Source organism: Shinella sp. 20P9.1.1 (genome assembly GCF_057798995.1).
Genome location: NZ_JBYOLC010000003.1, coordinates 41543 through 58537, shown reverse-complemented (window position 1 = coordinate 58537; position 16995 = coordinate 41543). Strand labels below are relative to the sequence as shown.

At 65.0% G+C, this 16995-nt stretch carries 17 protein-coding genes; 8 read left to right on the top strand and 9 right to left on the bottom strand.

The features are described from left to right. Positions 1 to 3 precede the first annotated feature (3 nt). From hpaE to AC27VQ_RS06180, 8 genes are all read left to right on the top strand, one after another. The gene (gene hpaE / locus AC27VQ_RS06215; protein WP_488715619.1) at positions 4 to 1521 is read left to right on the top strand and encodes a 5-carboxymethyl-2-hydroxymuconate semialdehyde dehydrogenase; all 1518 of its coding nucleotides are present in this window, start codon (positions 4 to 6) and stop codon (positions 1519 to 1521) included. 88 nt (positions 1522 to 1609) lie between these two features. Next, positions 1610 to 2590: a 3,4-dihydroxyphenylacetate 2,3-dioxygenase gene (gene hpaD, locus AC27VQ_RS06210; RefSeq protein WP_488715618.1), complete on the top strand. Its 981-nt coding sequence runs from the start codon at positions 1610 to 1612 to the stop codon at positions 2588 to 2590. A gap of 15 nt (positions 2591 to 2605) precedes the next feature. Continuing rightward, positions 2606 to 3490, top strand: coding sequence for a fumarylacetoacetate hydrolase family protein (locus tag AC27VQ_RS06205; protein WP_488715617.1), 885 nt, complete (start codon positions 2606 to 2608; stop codon positions 3488 to 3490). After that, positions 3487 to 4290: a 2-oxo-hept-4-ene-1,7-dioate hydratase gene (hpaH, locus tag AC27VQ_RS06200; protein ID WP_488715616.1), complete on the top strand. Its 804-nt coding sequence runs from the start codon at positions 3487 to 3489 to the stop codon at positions 4288 to 4290. The genes AC27VQ_RS06205 and hpaH overlap by 4 nt, the downstream gene beginning before the upstream one ends. Before the next feature lie 9 nt (positions 4291 to 4299). After that, positions 4300 to 5106: a 4-hydroxy-2-oxoheptanedioate aldolase gene (gene hpaI, locus AC27VQ_RS06195; RefSeq protein WP_488715615.1), complete on the top strand. Its 807-nt coding sequence runs from the start codon at positions 4300 to 4302 to the stop codon at positions 5104 to 5106. A gap of 153 nt (positions 5107 to 5259) precedes the next feature. Continuing rightward, positions 5260 to 6048: an SDR family NAD(P)-dependent oxidoreductase gene (locus tag AC27VQ_RS06190; RefSeq protein WP_421594081.1), complete on the top strand. Its 789-nt coding sequence runs from the start codon at positions 5260 to 5262 to the stop codon at positions 6046 to 6048. A gap of 12 nt (positions 6049 to 6060) precedes the next feature. Next, positions 6061 to 6843 carry a MoaF C-terminal domain-containing protein gene (locus AC27VQ_RS06185; RefSeq protein WP_488715614.1) on the top strand — a complete coding sequence of 261 codons (783 nt, stop codon included), beginning with the start codon at positions 6061 to 6063 and terminating at the stop codon, positions 6841 to 6843. Next, complete coding sequence (locus tag AC27VQ_RS06180; RefSeq protein WP_488715613.1) at positions 6843 to 7235, top strand: nuclear transport factor 2 family protein; 393 nt, start codon at positions 6843 to 6845, stop codon at positions 7233 to 7235. Before AC27VQ_RS06185 ends, AC27VQ_RS06180 begins: the two co-directional genes overlap by 1 nt. Positions 7236 to 7257: 22 nt before the next feature. Here AC27VQ_RS06180 and AC27VQ_RS06175 read toward each other — a convergent pair whose 3' ends face one another. The 9 genes from AC27VQ_RS06175 to AC27VQ_RS06135 all read right to left on the bottom strand — a co-directional run bounded on the left by AC27VQ_RS06175 (position 7258) and on the right by AC27VQ_RS06135 (position 16936). Continuing rightward, on the bottom strand, positions 7258 to 8196 hold the full coding sequence (locus tag AC27VQ_RS06175; RefSeq protein ID WP_488715612.1) for a helix-turn-helix domain-containing protein: 939 nt from the start codon (positions 8194 to 8196) through the stop codon (positions 7258 to 7260). A gap of 3 nt (positions 8197 to 8199) precedes the next feature. Continuing rightward, positions 8200 to 8916 carry an ABC transporter ATP-binding protein gene (locus AC27VQ_RS06170; protein WP_488715611.1) on the bottom strand — a complete coding sequence of 239 codons (717 nt, stop codon included), beginning with the start codon at positions 8914 to 8916 and terminating at the stop codon, positions 8200 to 8202. After that, positions 8916 to 9620: an ABC transporter ATP-binding protein gene (locus tag AC27VQ_RS06165; RefSeq protein ID WP_488715610.1), complete on the bottom strand. Its 705-nt coding sequence runs from the start codon at positions 9618 to 9620 to the stop codon at positions 8916 to 8918. The genes AC27VQ_RS06170 and AC27VQ_RS06165 overlap by 1 nt, the downstream gene beginning before the upstream one ends. Further along, positions 9617 to 10648, bottom strand: coding sequence for a branched-chain amino acid ABC transporter permease (locus AC27VQ_RS06160; RefSeq protein ID WP_488715609.1), 1032 nt, complete (start codon positions 10646 to 10648; stop codon positions 9617 to 9619). The genes AC27VQ_RS06165 and AC27VQ_RS06160 overlap by 4 nt, the downstream gene beginning before the upstream one ends. After that, positions 10645 to 11511: a branched-chain amino acid ABC transporter permease gene (locus AC27VQ_RS06155; RefSeq protein ID WP_488715608.1), complete on the bottom strand. Its 867-nt coding sequence runs from the start codon at positions 11509 to 11511 to the stop codon at positions 10645 to 10647. Before AC27VQ_RS06155 ends, AC27VQ_RS06160 begins: the two co-directional genes overlap by 4 nt. A gap of 62 nt (positions 11512 to 11573) precedes the next feature. Then, positions 11574 to 12821, bottom strand: coding sequence for an ABC transporter substrate-binding protein (locus AC27VQ_RS06150; protein ID WP_488715607.1), 1248 nt, complete (start codon positions 12819 to 12821; stop codon positions 11574 to 11576). 55 nt (positions 12822 to 12876) lie between these two features. Next, positions 12877 to 14463, bottom strand: coding sequence for a GMC family oxidoreductase (locus AC27VQ_RS06145; protein ID WP_488715606.1), 1587 nt, complete (start codon positions 14461 to 14463; stop codon positions 12877 to 12879). Further along, positions 14463 to 15869, bottom strand: coding sequence for an aldehyde dehydrogenase family protein (locus tag AC27VQ_RS06140; RefSeq protein ID WP_488715859.1), 1407 nt, complete (start codon positions 15867 to 15869; stop codon positions 14463 to 14465). The genes AC27VQ_RS06145 and AC27VQ_RS06140 overlap by 1 nt, the downstream gene beginning before the upstream one ends. 98 nt (positions 15870 to 15967) lie before the next feature. Beyond that, positions 15968 to 16936, bottom strand: coding sequence for a helix-turn-helix domain-containing protein (locus AC27VQ_RS06135; RefSeq protein WP_488715605.1), 969 nt, complete (start codon positions 16934 to 16936; stop codon positions 15968 to 15970). Positions 16937 to 16995 lie beyond the last annotated feature (59 nt).

Below are 16995 nucleotides of genomic sequence, written 5' to 3'. Positions count from 1 at the left end.
CCCATGTCGAAACTTCAGGAAAACATCGCGAAGGCGGAAACCTATCTCGCCCGCTTCAAGGAAAAGGGCGTACTGAACCGCATCGCCGGCGAAGACGTGGGCGGCGGCGACGGCGCGACCTTTGAAAGCATCTCTCCCATCGACTTGAAGCCTTTGGCGACGGTGGCGCGGGGCACGGCAGCCGATATCGACCGTGCCGCCAAGACCGCCAAGGCCGCCTTCGCGGAATGGTCTGCGATGCCGGGCGACACGCGCAAGAAACTCCTGCACAAGGTCGCCGACGCCATCGTCGCCCGCGCCGAAGAAATCGCCTTCGTCGAATGCATGGATACCGGGCAGTCGTTGCGTTTCATGGCCAAGGCGGCTCTCCGTGGCGCTGAAAACTTCCGCTTCTTCGCCGACCGCGCGCCGGAAGCCCGCGACGGCAAGACGTTGCGCACGGAAAACCAAGTCAACATGACGACCCGCGTGCCGATCGGCCCTGTCGGTATCATCACGCCGTGGAACACGCCGTTCATGCTCTCCACGTGGAAGATTGCGCCTGCGCTCGCCGCCGGCTGCACCATCGTGCACAAGCCGGCCGAATTCTCGCCGCTGACGGCCCGCCTGCTCGTCGAGATCGCCGAAAGCGCCGGCCTGCCGAAAGGTGTGTGGAACCTCGTCAACGGTTTCGGCGAGGATGCCGGCAAGGCACTGACCGAACACCCCCTCATCAAGGCCATCGGCTTTGTCGGCGAAAGCCGCACCGGCTCGATGATCATGAAGCAGGGCGCCGACACGCTGAAGCGCGTGCATTTCGAACTCGGCGGCAAGAACCCCGTCGTGGTCTTCGCCGATGCGGACCTCGAACGCGCCGCGGATGCTGCCGTCTTCATGATCTATTCGCTGAACGGCGAGCGCTGCACCTCCTCCTCCCGCCTGCTGGTGGAAGAGAGCATCTATGACAAATTCACCGGGCTGGTCGCGGAAAAGGCCAAGCGTATCAAGGTCGGCCATCCGCTCGACCCGGAAACGGTCGTCGGCCCGCTGATCCATCCGGTGCACGAGAAGAAGGTTCTCGAATATATCGAGATTGGCAAATCCGAGGGCGCGACGGTTGCAGCCGGCGGCGAGAAATTCGCCGGGCCCGGCGGCGGCTGCTATGTCTCGCCGACACTGTTCACCGGCGCGAACAACCAGATGCGCATCGCCCAGGAAGAAATCTTCGGCCCCGTGCTGACGGCCATTGCCTTCAAGGACGAGGCCGAGGCGCTCGCACTCGCCAACGACGTCCAGTACGGCCTCACCGGCTATCTCTGGACGGCTGACGTCACCCGCGCCTTCCGCTTCACCGATCATCTCGATGCGGGCATGATCTGGGTGAACTCGGAAAACGTCCGACACCTGCCCACGCCCTTCGGCGGCGTCAAGAATTCCGGCATCGGCCGCGATGGCGGCGACTGGTCCTTCGATTTCTACATGGAAACGAAGAACATCGCCTTCGCCACCCGCGCCCACGCGATCCCGAAACTCGGCGGTTAAGCCGCCGGCCCGAAACTCGGCGGCTGATCCCGCTTGTTCATAGACTGCGCCCGTCCTCGTTTCTTGAGGCGGGCTTGAGGAGGACAACATGCCCGTACCGCAGCCCAATCTCTACCCGGCCTTCAACATCGTGCGCCTCAGCCATGTCGAATTCGGCGTCACCGATCTTGCCAAGTCGCGCGCCTTCTATGTCGATACGCTCGGCCTGCAGGTGACGGACGAGACCGCCGACACGATCTATCTGCGCGCCATGGAAGAGCGCGGCCATCATTGCATCGTGCTGAAGAAGTCCGACAAGCCCGAGGCCCGCGACCTCGGCTTCAAGGTCTTCGACGAGGACGATCTCGACAAGGCCGTGCATTTCTTCAAGGGCAAGGGCCTGCCGGTGGAATGGGTCGAGCGCCCCTATCAGGGCCGCACTTTCCGCACACGCGACCCGATGGGCATCCCGCTGGAATTCTACACCAAGATGGACCGCCTGCCGCCGATCCACCAGCAATATGCGCTCTATCGCGGCGTGAAGCCGCTGCGCATCGATCATTTCAACTGCTTCTCGCCCGACGTCGACGCGTCCGTCGCCTTCTACAACGAGCTCGGCTTCCGCGTGACGGAATATACCGAGGATGCCGAAACCGGCCGCCTCTGGGCCGCCTGGACGCACCGCAAGGGCGGCGTGCACGACATCGCCTTCACCAATGGCCGCGGGCCCCGCCTGCACCACACCGCCTTCTGGGTGCCGACGCCGCTCAACATCATCGACCTGCTCGACCTCATGGCGACGACCGGCTGGGTTTCCAACATCGAGCGCGGCCCCGGCCGCCACGGCATTTCCAATGCCTTCTTCCTCTATATCCTCGATCCCGGTGGTCATCGCATCGAAATCTACTGCTCGGACTACCAGACCGTCGACCCGGATCTCGAACCTATCAAGTGGGACCTCAAGGACCCGCAGCGCCAGACGCTCTGGGGCGCCGCTGCACCGAAATCCTGGTTCGAGCACGGCAGCCTCTTTGCCGGCGTCGAGCCTGAAGACGCCAAGCTGAAGTCCCAGCCGATCATCGCGCCGTAAGGAAGGGATCAGGCCATGGACGTGAACCACCCCCGATTTGCGAGCTTCACCACGGGCGGACGCAAGGCCTATGGCCTGATCACCGGCAACGGCATGATCGATCTCTCCGCCCGCTTCGGCGCGCGCTTCCCGACACTGCGGGAAGTGGTCGAGGCCAACGCCTTCGACGAACTCGTCGAAGCTGCGGCCGATCGCCAGCCGGATTTCCCGCTCTCCGAGATCACCTATGAGATCCCGATCCCGGCACCGGAAAAGATCATTTGTGTCGGCGTGAATTTCCCGGATCGTAACGAGGAATACAAGGACGGCCAGGCGGCCCCTGCCAACCCGTCCCTCTTCATCCGCTTCCCGCGCTCCTTCACCGGCCACGACCGGCCGCTGATCCGCCCGCCGGAAAGCCCCCAGCTCGACTACGAAGGCGAGGTCACCATCGTCATCGGCAAGGGCGGCCGCCGCATCGCCGAGGCGGATGCGCTCGATCACATCGCAGCACTGACCCTCTGCAACGAAGGCACGATCCGCGACTGGGTGCGGCATGCGAAATTCAACGTCACGCAGGGCAAGAATTTCGACACCACCGGCTCCATCGGCCCCTGGCTGGTGCCTTATAAGGACGAAAGCCAGCTCGCCGACATCAAGCTCGAAACCCGCGTCAACGGCGAGGTGCGCCAGCAGGATCGCACCAGCCGGATGATCTTCTCCTTCCGCAAGATCATCAATTACATCTCCACCTTCACCACACTCGTACCGGGCGACGTCATCGTCTGCGGCACGCCGACGGGTGCCGGTGCACGCTTCGACCCGCCGATCTGGCTGAAGCCGGGCGACGTGGTAGAAGTGGAGGTCGAGGGCATCGGCCTTCTGCGCAACACCATCGCCGACGAGGTTTTCCGACCATGATGACGCAAGACCAGATACGCGCCGCAGCGCTTGGCCTCGACGAGGCCGAGCGCACGCGCGTCCAGACGGGCCTGCTCTCGCTGAAGCACCCCGGCATCACCATGGACGACGCCTATGCGATCCAGGGTGCCTGGGTGAAGAAGAAGATCGCCGATGGCCGCAAGGTCATCGGCTGGAAGATCGGCCTCACCTCCAAGGCCATGCAATATGCGTTGAATATCGACATTCCCGATTCCGGTGTGCTGTTCGACGACATGGTCTTCGAGGACGGCGCCACCGTGCCGGCCGGCCGCTTCATCCAGCCGCGCGTCGAGGCGGAAATCGCCTTCGTGATGAAGGCGCCGCTGAAAGGCCCCGGCGTGACGGCCTTCGACGTGTTGAACGCCACCGACTACGTGACGCCCGCGCTCGAAATCCTCGACACGCGCATCCTGCGCGTCGATCCCGAGACGAAGAAGGCACGCACCATCTGCGACACGATCTCCGACAATGCCGCCAATGCCGGTATCGTCACGGGCGGCCGCGCGGTGCGTCCCGACCAGATCGACATGCGCTGGATGGGCGCCATTGTCAGCCGCAATGCGGAAGTAGAGGAAACCGGCCTTGGCGCCGGGGTGCTCAACCAGCCAGCCCGCGGCGTCGCCTGGCTCGCCAACCGCCTTGCACAATATGGCGACGGCATCGAGGCCGGGCAGATCGTGCTGGCCGGCTCGTTCATCCGCCCCGTCGAGGCCCGCCATGGCGATACAATCGTCGGCGATTTCGGCCCTTACGGCACGGTCAGCCTGTTCTTCGCATAGGAGGTTTCGATGCCCGCCCCGAAAAACCGCTTCAAGCAGGCGTTGAAGGAAGGCCGTCCCCAGATCGGCCTCTGGCAGGCGCTCGCCAATCCCTACACGGTCGAGATCTGCGCCGAGGCGGGTTACGACTGGCTGCTGCTCGACGCCGAACACGCGCCAAACGACGTCCCGCTGCTCGTCTCGCAGCTCCAGGCAATGAAAGGGTCTTCAAGCCACGCCGTCATCCGCCCGCCGATCGGCGAGACCTGGATCGTCAAGCAGCTGCTCGATATCGGTGCGCAGACGTTGCTGATCCCGATGGTCGACAGCAAGGCGATGGCGGAAGCTATGGTGAAGGCCGTGCGCTACCCGCCGCATGGCGTGCGCGGCGTCGGTGCCGCCCTTGCGCGTGCCTCGGCCTTCAACCGTACGGTGGATTACCTCCAGACGGCTAATGACGAAGTCTGCCTGCTGCTGCAAGTCGAAAGCCGCGCCGGCCTCGAAGCGCTCGACGACATCGCCGGCACGGACGGCGTTGACGGCGTCTTCATCGGTCCGGCCGACCTCGCCGCCGATATGGGTTTTCTCGGAAAACCCGGTGCGCCCGAGGTGCAGGCCGAGGTGGAGAAGGCGCTGAAGAAGATCCAGTCGCATGGCAAGGCGGCCGGCATCCTGATCGGCGATCTCGGCCTTGCCAAGCGCTATCTCGAACTTGGCGCCACCTTCGTCGCCATCGGCAACGATGTGACGCTGCTCGCCAATGCTACGACGAAACTGCTCGCCGACTTCAAAACCGCCGAGCCGGCCGCGGCGCCGGCGGGGGCAAAGGTCTATTGAACCAAAGGCGGCCCGGCGGGCCGCCTTTTTGTTTGTGGGAGCCGCATCTCCCGGCGGCCGGCCGGGTGCAGCCCTGGACAAGAGAATGTGCAGAACCGGACGCGACGCGATGGCCCCGGCGCTGCATGATCAATGCGGAAAAGGGAGGAAACCATGCGTTTTGACAACAAGGTTGCCATCGTCACGGGCGGCGGCACGGGTATCGGTGCCGCCGTCGCGCGGCGCATCGCCGCCGAGGGCGGCAAGGTGGCGCTGGTCGGCCGACGGCCGGAGCCGTTGCAGGCCGTCGCCGAGGAGATCGGCGCCGCCGTTTTCGCTGCGGATGCGGCCGATACCGCCAGCATGAAGGCCGCCGTCACGGCGACGGCGGAGAAATTCGGCAGCATCGATATCCTGATCGCCAATGCCGGCGGTCACGGCATGGGGCCGACCGTCTCGATGAGCGACGAGACCTGGGCGCTCGCCACGCGGCTCAACCTCAACACCGCCTTCGTCTCGGCGCGTGAGACGCTGCCGCACCTGATGCGTTCCAAGGGCAACATCGTCGTCCTGTCGTCGATCGCGGGCCTGTTCGCCGGACCGGATGCCGCCGGCTATGTCACCATGAAGCACGCCTGCATCGGGCTCGCGAAATCGCTCGCACGCGACTACGGCCGCTTCGGGGTGCGCACCAACACCATCTGCCCCGGCTGGGTCTCGACGCCGATGGCGGACGAGGAGATGCAGATGGTCATCGAGAAGTTCAAGCTGAACTCGGTTGCGGAAGCCTATGCGCTGGTCACCAAGGACGTGCCGCTCGGCCGGCCGGCAACGCCGGAGGAGGTCGCCAATGCCGTCTGCTTCCTGGCGTCAGGCGAAGCCGCGATGATCAACGGCGCCATCCTGACCGTGGACGGCGGCGCCACCACCGTCGACCTGCCGACGCTGGCCCTTGTCGATTGAGGAGGAATTTCAATGGCTCAACAGAACCCCAAGGACTGGAAGACCTACGACCAGTTCGCCTATGGCATCGACACCAACCGCCTGCCTTTGACCGAAGCGCTGGCCGGCACGAAACACACCGTCCATTTCGATGACGGCCGCGAGCTCGCCCTCGATTTCATCAAGGACAAGGTGACCTGGAACGACGCCTCCGGTTCAGGCACCGACAGCGTCGAGGTGGTCGAGGTCGCCCCCGACACCTATTTCGTCGAGATCGCCTTCGCCGAAAAACCGCTCGAAGCCGAGACCGTCATCCTCAACCTCGCCTCCCGCCGCGCGCTGTCGATCCTCTCGATCGTGCGCTCGAAGGAGGAGACGGTGGGCGAACCGCAGGTCGGCCAGATCTTCCGGCCGGGCGTGATTGCCGGCGGGGAAGTAAGCGGCATTGTGCCGGAGGAAACGCGCGACCTGATCGGCCTGCGCGCCCATTTCACCTACAGCCCCAACCATGTCTATGAGCACACCTACCTGTCCTCCAAGCGCTATGCATGGCAGTGCCTGGTCGGCGTGCAGCGCGGCCATGGCGACGTGGACCTTGCCACCACCTACAAATTCGCCGAGGGGCAGTACATCTTCACCTTCCGCGAGTTCAAGATTCCGGTCGCCTCGACCTTCTTCTACAACTTCGCCGACATGCGTTCGACGGGCAAATTCCTCGGCATCAATGGTGAGGGCGCGATCCAGAACAGCAATGCCGGCGCCTTCATCCGCAAGGCCTCCGTGACCTTCTACCAGCCCGGCGAGGCACCCGTCTGATGCGCACAGCCTACGAGATCGTCAAAGCCCACTACGACGCCAACGCCCGCCGCGACATGGCCGGCATGCTCGCCGACATCGCCGAGGATTGCCGCTGGACGGAGATGGACGGCTTTCCCTGCGCCGGCACCTATGTCGGCCCCGATGCCATCGTGCAAAACGTCTTCGCAGCGCTGGGTGCGGCCTGGGATGGCTACACCTTCACGCTGGAGCGCCTTCTCGATGCCGGCAACGACGTGGTCGCCATCGGCAATTACACGGCCACCTACAAGGTGACCGGAAAAGCGATGAATGTGCGCGTCGTGCATGTCTGGGGCGTGGCGGACGACAAGATCCGCCGCTTCGAGCAGTTTACCGACACGTTGCGCGTCGCAGAGGCGATGCAGGCCTGAGCCACCCACGGAGGCGGCGGGATCACTCCGCCGCCTCCCGCCATTGCGACGGCGTCTGCTCGTAACGCTGGCGAAAGAGCCGCGAAAAATGCGCGCTGGAGGAAAAACCGAACTCGAAGGCGACTTCGGCGATGGAGCCGGGACGGACCGGGCGGTTGCGCAGCGCATCGGCTGCCGTCTGAAGGCGCTGCTCCCAGATGAAGTCGGCCGGTGTGAGGCCCTGCGCCTCGAAGGCCCGATAGACATAGCGCACCGAGCAGCCCATGCGCCGCGCGATATCCGCCGCGTCGAGATCGGTCCGCTGGATATTACCAGCCACGTAAGCCTTGATGCGATCGAACAGCAAAGCCAGCGGCGGCGCATCGGCCCGATGGTCAACCAGCGAGCAATCGGTGATGATTGTGCGCGTCAGGTCCGCCATCGCCCGGCCGAGGCTTTCGCGGCCGGCGGCATCGAGCCGGTCCATCTCGACCACAGCCCCCTGCATCATCGAAAGCAGGATGTTTTGTAGTCCGCCGGGCGCAAGCGGCGCCGCCATCGGGCGGCGCAGGCGCCCGACCACCGCACGGGGCAGCGTCTCGCGCGGCACCTGCAACATCAGCACTTCGACGGGCATGGGGTTTTCGAGCCGGTAGCTATAGGCGGGATCGTAGATCACCAGGGCCTGTGAACTGACGGTCAGGTCACAGCCGCCCTGATGGAAGACAGAGCGACCATGCGGCTGGATGATCAGCTTGATCATATCCGGCCGGCTGCCATCGGACAGCACGCGACTGCCATCGACCAGATGCGCCTCCGCATTCAGCCGCGTCAGCCGGCACTGGCCGAGTTTCGCCGAAACGATGCGGCTCGCCCGCTCCCGCCCCTCGGAAAAATGCAGCCGCACGGAGCCGAACAGCCGGCGGGCGACGAAGCGGACATCCATGCCGGTTGCGGTTTCGAGCGGCGAAAGCGTGCCCATCGATCACACCGCCAGATAGGCGCCATGCAGGATATCCGGCTGCTGGCGCAGGACCTGCGAGGAACCGTCGAAGACGATGCGGCCGCGCTCCATCACCAGCGCATGGCTGGCAAGGCCGAGCGCCAGATTGGCGAACTGCTCGATGAGCAGCACGCCGATGCCGTCCTGGGCAGCAAGCGTGAGTGCTTCCGCCAGCCGCTTGACGATGGCGGGCGCAAGGCCGAGCGAGAGTTCGTCGACGATCATGAAGCGCGGCTTTGCCAGAAAGGCCTGCGCCATCGCCACCATCTGCTTCTGGCCGCCCGAGAGATCGCCGGCAAGCTGATGGCGGCGGGCTTCGAGTTCCGGAAAGATGGCGAAGGCCCGCGCCAGCCCGTCGCGCCGCGCCGACGCGCCGCGCTCCAGCACCGAGACGAGCAGATTGTCCTCGACGCTCATCTGGCCGAGCACGCGATGTCCTTCCGGCACCATGGCCACGCCGCGCCGGCGCACCGCATCGGGGGAAAGCCCCGTCAGCCTGAGGTCGCCGAGCGAAACACTGCCCGATACGGTGGGAATGGCGCCGGAAAGCGCCATAACGGTGCTGGATTTTCCCGCACCGTTCGCGCCGAGAAGGGTGCTGATCGCGCCCGGCTGGAGCGCGAAGGAAATGCCGTGCAGCACACGCTTGCCGCCGCGCTCGACGACGAGATTGTCAACGGTGATCGTTCCAGCAGACATCACAATTCTCCCAGATAGGCGCGGCGGACATCGGGATCGGCCAGCACCGTTTCGGTACGGCCGAGCGCCAAACGCTTGCCATAGTCGAGCACCAGCGTTTCCGCGCACATGGCGCGGATGAGCTCCACGTCGTGGTCGATCACGACGACCTGCGCGCCGAAGGCATCGGGAATGGCGAGCACGAGGTCGCGCAACCGCGCGCTCTCCTCGTCCGTCAGGCCGGCGGCGAGTTCGTCGAGCAGGATCAGGCGCGGCGTGCCGATCAGGCATTTGCCGAGCTCCACCAGCCGCCGCTCGAAAAGATTAAGCCGCATGCCGAGGCGGTGGGCGACGCCGCCGAGACCGACGAAATCGAGCGCGCGATCCGTCGTTCGGCTGCGCTCGCCCACGGCGGCGACATTGTCGGCAAGCGCCGCGAGATTGTCGCGGGCGGTCAGGTCTTCCACCACCTGCTCCGTCTGGAACGAGCGGCGCAGGCCGGCCCGCACTCGTTGCAGCGGCGAGAGCGGCAGCAGTGAGCGGCCATCCAGCCTGATGGCGCCCTCGACGGGGCGAACGAAGCCGGAGAGCACGTTGAGCAGCGTCGTCTTGCCGGCACCGTTGGGGCCGATGAGGCCGGAGACGGGTGCGCTCAGCATGGCGGTCAGCTGGTCGATCGGCTTGATGCCGCCGAAACGGACCGAGAGCGTTTCGATTTCGATCATCGCTCCCCTCCCCTGGTGAAGCGTGCAAGAAGGTTGGCGATCTTGCCGGCAATGCCGGTCGGGGCCGTCGCCAGCGCATGGAACAGCGCGACGCCGAAAATGCCGATGGTGACATAACCGTCGATGCCGAGATCGGTGAGCAGCGCCGGCAACGCACGCAGCAGCAGGCCGGCGATGACGGCGCCGTACCAGTGGAAGGCGCCGCCGACGGTCGCCAGCGCGAAGAGATTGAGGCTTTCGAAGGCCGAGAAGGCGCGGCCTTCCAGCTGACCGACATTGCCGGCAAGCAGCCCGCCCGCGATGCCGGCGAGGAAGCCCGAGAGCGCGAAGGCCCAGGCTTTGTAGGCGAGCACATTGACGCCGGAGGCGATCGCCACCGTCTCGCCCTTGCGGATCAGCGCCCAGGCGCGGCCCGGCCGGGTGATCTTGTGCGCCTGCACCAGCATCAGGCCGAGCGTGGCGATGACGGCGCAATAGAGGAAATACGGCACCGCCTCGGTTGCGAGCGCCGGACGCGCCAGCATGGAGCGGCCCACCCCATCGGCGCGGCCGAGGAAACCCGGGCCGCCATCGGGAAAACCCCAGGCGGAAATGACGATCTGGAAGGCGCCGGCCAGCATCAGCGTCACCAGCGCGAGATAGAGGCCGCGCAGGCGGAGCGCCGGCACGCCGAACAGCAGGCCGAGCAGCGCCGCGACCACCCCGGCGGCAAGCAGGCTCACCTCGAAGGGCGGCTGCAAACCATGGCCGATGCGCAGCGTCACCCAGCCGCCGACGCCGACCAGCGCGAACTGGCAGAGCGAGACGAGCCCGAGCTGGCCATAGAGCACCGCGACACCGGCGACGGAAAGCGACAGCGCCATGGCCGAGGTCAGCGCCGACAGCCAGAAGGCATTGGCCAGAAACGCGACGGCAGCGGAAAAGATCGCCATGGCAAGGGCTACGGCAAGCAGCGGGCGCGGCTTTCGAACGGTCACGTCCGGGGCAAGCGGCACGGCGGCCGGGACAAGGGTTCTCTCGGTGTTCATCGGTCCCTCATCGAGGCACGGGAGGTGCTGCCGAGAATGGTCACGGCGATGAGCGCGATGACGAAAGGGGCGGCGGCACGATAGGGCGAGATCAGCGTGATCGGCGTAAGCATGGCCTCGGCAAGGCCGATGCCGACACCGGCGATCGCGGTGATGTAGAGCGAGCGGAGCTGGCCGAGGATCGCGGCAGCGATGGCCGGGATGACGACGAAGGTCAGGAACGTGCCCTGCAGGCGCACGAGATCGGCCAGCAGCAGGCCGGCGAGGCCGGAGAACAGGCCGGTGATGACCCAGGCCGCCGTCTCCGTATGCAGCACGCGCACGCCGAGAATGGCGGAGAGGTCACGGTCATTGGCAAGCGCGCGCATGTCGAGGCCGAGACGGGTGCGGTTCAAAAGCAGCGTGATGGCGCCGACCATGGCAAGCGACAGGACGAGCGCGATCAACCTCGTAAAAGTGAGCCGCACGCCAAAAACGGTGAGATACATCTGGTCGGTCGGAAATTGCAGGCGGCGCGGCAGCTCGCCCCAGATGACGCCCATGGCGGCGATCAGCACCAGTGCGGGCGCCAGCGTGCCGACGGCGCGCACGACGATGTCGCGGTGGGAGAGCAGCGGCGCGAAAAGGCGGCCGTAGAGAAAGCTCACCAAGGTTGAGGTGAGGCCACCGAGGAGAATGGCCAGCGCCAGCGGCCAGTTCCATTGCAGGACCTGCCAGGCGACATGGGCGCCGAGCGCACCGAAGGCGCCGAAGGCGAAATTGAGTACGCCGGTCGAGCGGTAGAGAATGACGAGACCGACACCAGACAGCGCGTAGACCGCGCCGATCCCGAGGCCGGAAATCAGGAATGGCAGGAGAGACATGAGGCCCTCGATCATGCGGGAAAGGAGACCCTGCGGGACACGATGCCCGCAGGGTCGATCGATCACTTCAGGCTGGCCTCGAAGGCGCGCACATCCTTCAGCTCCGGATCCGGCGACGGCGCGCAATCGGAAACGACCTTCCACTTGCCGCCTTCGCTGATCGCCATGCGCGTCGTCGAATTGGCATTGTGGCGCGGCTGGCCCTCACCGAAATACCAGGGCGCGCAGAAGATATCGCTCTTGAAGTCCTTGACGCCACGCACCGCGGCCGAGACGGTCTCGCGGGTGATGTTGGCGCTGTCGAGGCTCATCAGGGCCTTTTCGGCGATGCGCGCGGCGAGATAGCCGGCCTGGGCGAAGGTATCGCGCGGGTCGGATTCCTGGCTGTATTCGTCCATCACGGCAAGCCAGTTGGCATTGTCCGGCGTCGTTGCCTCCAGGTCGTTGAACTCCATGTTGACGAAGAACTTGCCATCCCAGCCGGCGCCGAGCGTTTCCGGCACGGAGAGGTCATAGGCGGACGCGGCCGAGAGGAATTTGATCTGTTCGTTCAGGCCCTGCTCCTCGGCGGCGACAAGCAGCGGCACGGCGACGCCCTTGGACATGCCGAGCACGATGACGTCAGGCTTGCTGGCCGCGGCCTGCAGCATGATCGAGGTGGCATCCGCACTGCCCGGATCCATCAGGATCGTCTCGGCGGCAAAACCCTTTTCCTTGGCCAGCAGCATCACGCCATCGCAGGACCAGGTGCCGACATTGGGGATGTTCGGGCCGATGCAGACGACCGACTTGGCGGCAAGCTGGTCGAGCGCATAGCCCATGGCGCCGAGCATGGAGACGCGCGGGCCGGCATTCGTCGGCGCATAGTTTTCGGCAAAGAAGCATTCGCGCGGCACGCCGACGCCGGCCACGACATAGATGCCGCTCTTCTTGTAGTAGTCGGCGTTCGCCCCGCATTCGACATAGCTCGAATTGCCGACCATCAGCACGGCCTTCTCGTCATCGACGAGCTTTGCAGCAAGCTGGGCCGCCTTTTCCGGATCCCACTGGTCGTCCTCGACGAGATATTTCACCGGCCGGCCCTTGATGCCGCCATTGGCATTGAGGCAATCGAAATAGGCCTTGGCCGCCTTGGTCGAGTTCGAAAAATCGTCCGGCCCGGTCTTGCCGGTGATCGCGCCGATGACGATCGGCTCGCCGGTCGCGGCCGTGCCCGTACCGTCGCCGCAGGATGCGGCCGCATGTGCGCCTGCCGTGCCGGCAAGGCTGAACGCCAGGCCGACCAGCAGTCCCTTCAACACTTTCAACATGATTTCCTCCTCCTTGGTTTTTGACCGGCCGGCGCTCCTCCGCGCCAACCGTTTTTCAGCGTGCCGTCATGAAGGCTGCGGCGCGGGCGCCGATCATCATGCAGGGCGCATTGGTATTGCCAGAGACGAGCGTCGGCATGACCGAGGCATCGGCGACGCGCAGACCCTCGACGCCGCGCACCTTCAGCTCCGGCGTGACCACCGCCATCGGGTCGTCGTCGCGGCCCATCTTTGCCGTGCCGGCGGGATGGAAAACGGTTTTCGCGCTCTGGCGGATATAGTCTTCCAGCGCCGTGGCATCGTTTTCGACGCCGGGACGCGGCAGCACGCGACGCTTGACGATCGCCTGCATCGAGGGCGTGTCCAGAATGCGGATCGCCGCCTTGACGCCGCGCACCAGCGTTTCGACATCCTCCCGGTCGGAAAGCACATTGGCGTTGAAATCGACCTTCGCCGCGGGATCGGCGGCGGTGATGCGGATCGAGCCACGCGAACGCGGGCGCAGATAGCAGGGGCCAATGGAGAAGCCGTGACCCGGTTCCGGTTCGCGATCAACGAAGCCGATCAGCACCGGCAGCACATGGAACTGCACATCCGGCTGTCCCACGCCCAGCGTATCGACGAAACCGCCGCATTCCACCACGTTCGAGGTCAGGAGCCCCTGCTTCGACGTGAGATAGCGCAGCATGTGGCCGACGGCCTTCAGGCCCGTATCATGACCGAGGATGGAAATCGGCTCGAACGTTTCGGCCTGAACCGGCACTTCCATATGGTCCTGATAATTCTCGCCGACACCCGGCAGGTCCGCCACGATATCGATGCCGAGTGAGGCGAGATGTTTGCCGTTGCCGATGCCGGAGAGCTGCAACAGCCGCGGCGTCGCGATGGCGCCGGCGGCAAGCACGATCTCGCGGTTCGCGCGATAGACCGTGCCGTCGGCGAGCTCGACACCGACGGCCTTGCGGCCTTCGAACAGCACGCGCGCCACCTTGCGTTCGGTCAGCACGGTCACATTGGGCCGTTTTTCCGCCTCACGCAGGAAGGCCATGGCCGAGCTCCAGCGCCGGCCGTTCTTTGTGGTGTTCTGGTAGAAGCCCACGCCTTCCTGGTCCGCGCCGTTAAAATCGGCATTCGGCTTCAGGCCGGATTCGACGGCCGCCTTGACGAAAGCTTCCGACAAGGGATGGCGGTGGCGGGGATTGGAGACGGTGAGGGTACCGTCCTGCCCGTGATACTGCCCGTTGAAGGTCTGGTTGTTCTCCAGCGCCTTGAAGACCGGCAGCACCTCGTCATAGGACCAGCCGCGGCAGCCCATCTGCGACCAGGTATCGTAGTCGTTGCGATGGCCGCGAATGTAGATCATCGCATTGAGCGACGAGCCACCGCCCAGCACATTGCCCTGCGGAACGATCGAGGGACGGCCGTTGAGGCCCGGCTGCGGATCGGAGGCATAGGGATGGATATCGATCCCCTTGCCGAGCACCTTGAAGAAGGTTGCGGGGATATGGATCCACGGATCCTTGTCGCGCCGGCCGGATTCGATCAGCAGCACCCGGTTCGCGGGATTTTCCGAGAGACGGTTGACGACGACGCATCCCGCCGAGCCGCCACCGACGACGATATAATCGTAGGTCGCGCTCATCAGCTCAGCACCGTCTGGATCGTGGTGAATTCCTTGAGACCATCGACACCGAACTCGACGCCGATGCCGGACTGCTTGACACCACCGAAGGGCGCGTTCGGCTGGATGGCACCGTGTTTGTTGATCCAGACCGAGCCGCATTCGAGCTGGAGTGCGACGGCGCGCGCCTTGTCCGGATCGCCAGACCAGACCGAACCGCCGAGGCCGGCGGGGTTGTCGTTGGCGCGCCGGATCACCTCGTCGAGATCGCTGTAGCGGATGATCGGCAGGACGGGGCCGAACTGCTCCTCGTCCACCAGCCGCACGCCGTTGTCGACATCGGCAACTAGCGTGATCGGGTAGAAATAGCCTTCACCCGCAGGCGCTTCGCCACCGATCAAGATACGCCCGCCCTTCGCCTTGGCGTCCTCGACCAGCTCGCGCACCTTGTCGAACTGCATGGCATTCTGGACGGGGCCGAGAATGCTCTTCTCGTCGAGGCCGTCGCCGACGGGAATGTTTGCCGCATAGTCGGCAAGCCGCTGGCAGACGTCGTCATAGAGGCTGTCATGCACGTAAAGCCGCTTCAGCGCCGCGCAGGTCTGGCCGTTGTTGATGAAGGCGCCCCAGAACAGGCCTTCCGCGATGCGGGCCGGGTCGGCATCGGGCAGCACGATGCCAGCATCGTTGCCGCCAAGCTCCAGCGTCAGGCGCTTCAGGGTAGCGACGGCCGAGGCCATCACCTTCTTGCCCGTCTCGGTTGAACCGGTGAAGGTCATCTTGGCGATGCCCGGATGGGCCGAAAGGGCAGCACCGATGGCATTCTCGCCGGTCACGACATTGACGACGCCGGGCGGCAGGACCTCATTGATGATCTCGACGAGGCGGATCGTGGAGAGCGGCGTCAGCGGCGACGGCTTGATGACGACGGTGTTGCCGGCGCGCACGGCCGGAATGATGTGCCAGCAGGCGATCATCACCGGCCAGTTCCACGGGGTGATCGACCCCGTGACGCCGACCGGCTTGCGGTGGATTTCGACACGGCCCTCATTGTCGTCCTGCACCAGTTCGACGGGCAGGCTAAGTTCGGCGGTGTGGCGCGTCCAGGCGAGCGCGCCGCCCAGCTCAAAGCGCGAGCCGAGACCGTTGAGGGGCTTGCCCTGCTCCAGCGTCAGCAGGCGAGCAACCTCCTCGGCATTCTCAGCAAGCTTTTCCGCAACGGTGCGGCAAGCGTTGGCGCGCAGCGCGTCGTCCGTCTTCGACCAGGTATCGAACGCGGCGGCGGCAGCGGCCACTGCGCGGTCCAGATCGGCCTCGCTTGCCAGCGGCATCAGCCCGACGACGTCACCGGTCGACGGATTGCGCACTTCGGCGTGGTGGGGCGTGGCGACGCGTTCGCCGCCGATGAGCAGCGTGTACTGCTTCAAAGTCATGTCCTCCCTTGACTGTCGGGAGGAGTATCGCCGGATGGCTTACGGCCGTCTTGGGGAGAAGCGCGCGCCGGCTTGGACCGGAGCGCAGATACCTATCGTTCCGCGCCCTTCAAGAGGTCCGTCGGCGCGCAGTCGAACAGCTCCTTGAAGCTGCGGTTGAAATAGGAAATGTCGTTGAAGCCAGCGGAATAGGCCACCTCGGCGATAGTGCCGCCGGATTTCTGCTCTTTCAGCTGCTCGATCTTTTCCTTGGCCAGCCGCAGGCGCTTGTCGCGGATGATGGTGGTGCAGGTGACCCCCATGCCCTGGAAATCCTGTTGCAGGGTGCGGATCGAGACACCGAGCCGCGTCGCCAGCCAGCGGGCGGAGAGGTCGTTTTCCGTCAGATGCCGGTCGATCAGCATGTCGACCATCTGCAGGCGCTTGCTCGCGCTATCGTGCAGCGCATGCAGCGGCTCGGCCTCGCGGCTGGAATGAAAGGCCTGACGCGTCGCGGTGAACATCAGCTGGCGCAGATGCGGAGAAGCCGAATCCGATTCCGCCGTCGTCATGATCTTGGCGATCAGCGCATGCAGCATCTGCGCCATCGGATCATAGGCGAAGAGCTTGCGCGCGACGTCGAAATGGATACGGCTGTCGGAATACATCATCTGACGCGGCAGGTGCAGCGAGATGTGGTTCGAGAAATGCCCGCCGAAATGGAAGGTCGTCGGCCGCGTGGAATCGACAAGGATGCATTCGCCGACATCGAGCACGTTCTGACGGTCGCCATGCTCCAGCCCGCAGCTGCCCTCAATCTGCACGATGAGGAAGAGGTGCTCGTTCGGGTCGCGGCGGATATCGTCCCAGCCGCGGCGCACATATTCGAGATCGTTGGAGACATGGGCGAATTCCATGCCGCAGACATCGATGCGCCGAGCCGCGCCCAGCACGGCGTCGCCGCGTTCCATGGTCTTCGGATTGAAATTGCCGCAGATCGAGCGCAGGTCGTCGGCCCATTGATCATAGGATACCGGCGCCCAGGCCTCCGGCACGAGGGTCTTGTGCTGAACGAGATCCAACTTTGCCTCCCAACAAAGGTCGGTCGCGCCGCACGGGGCGTGCGGAACGGACGGCAAGG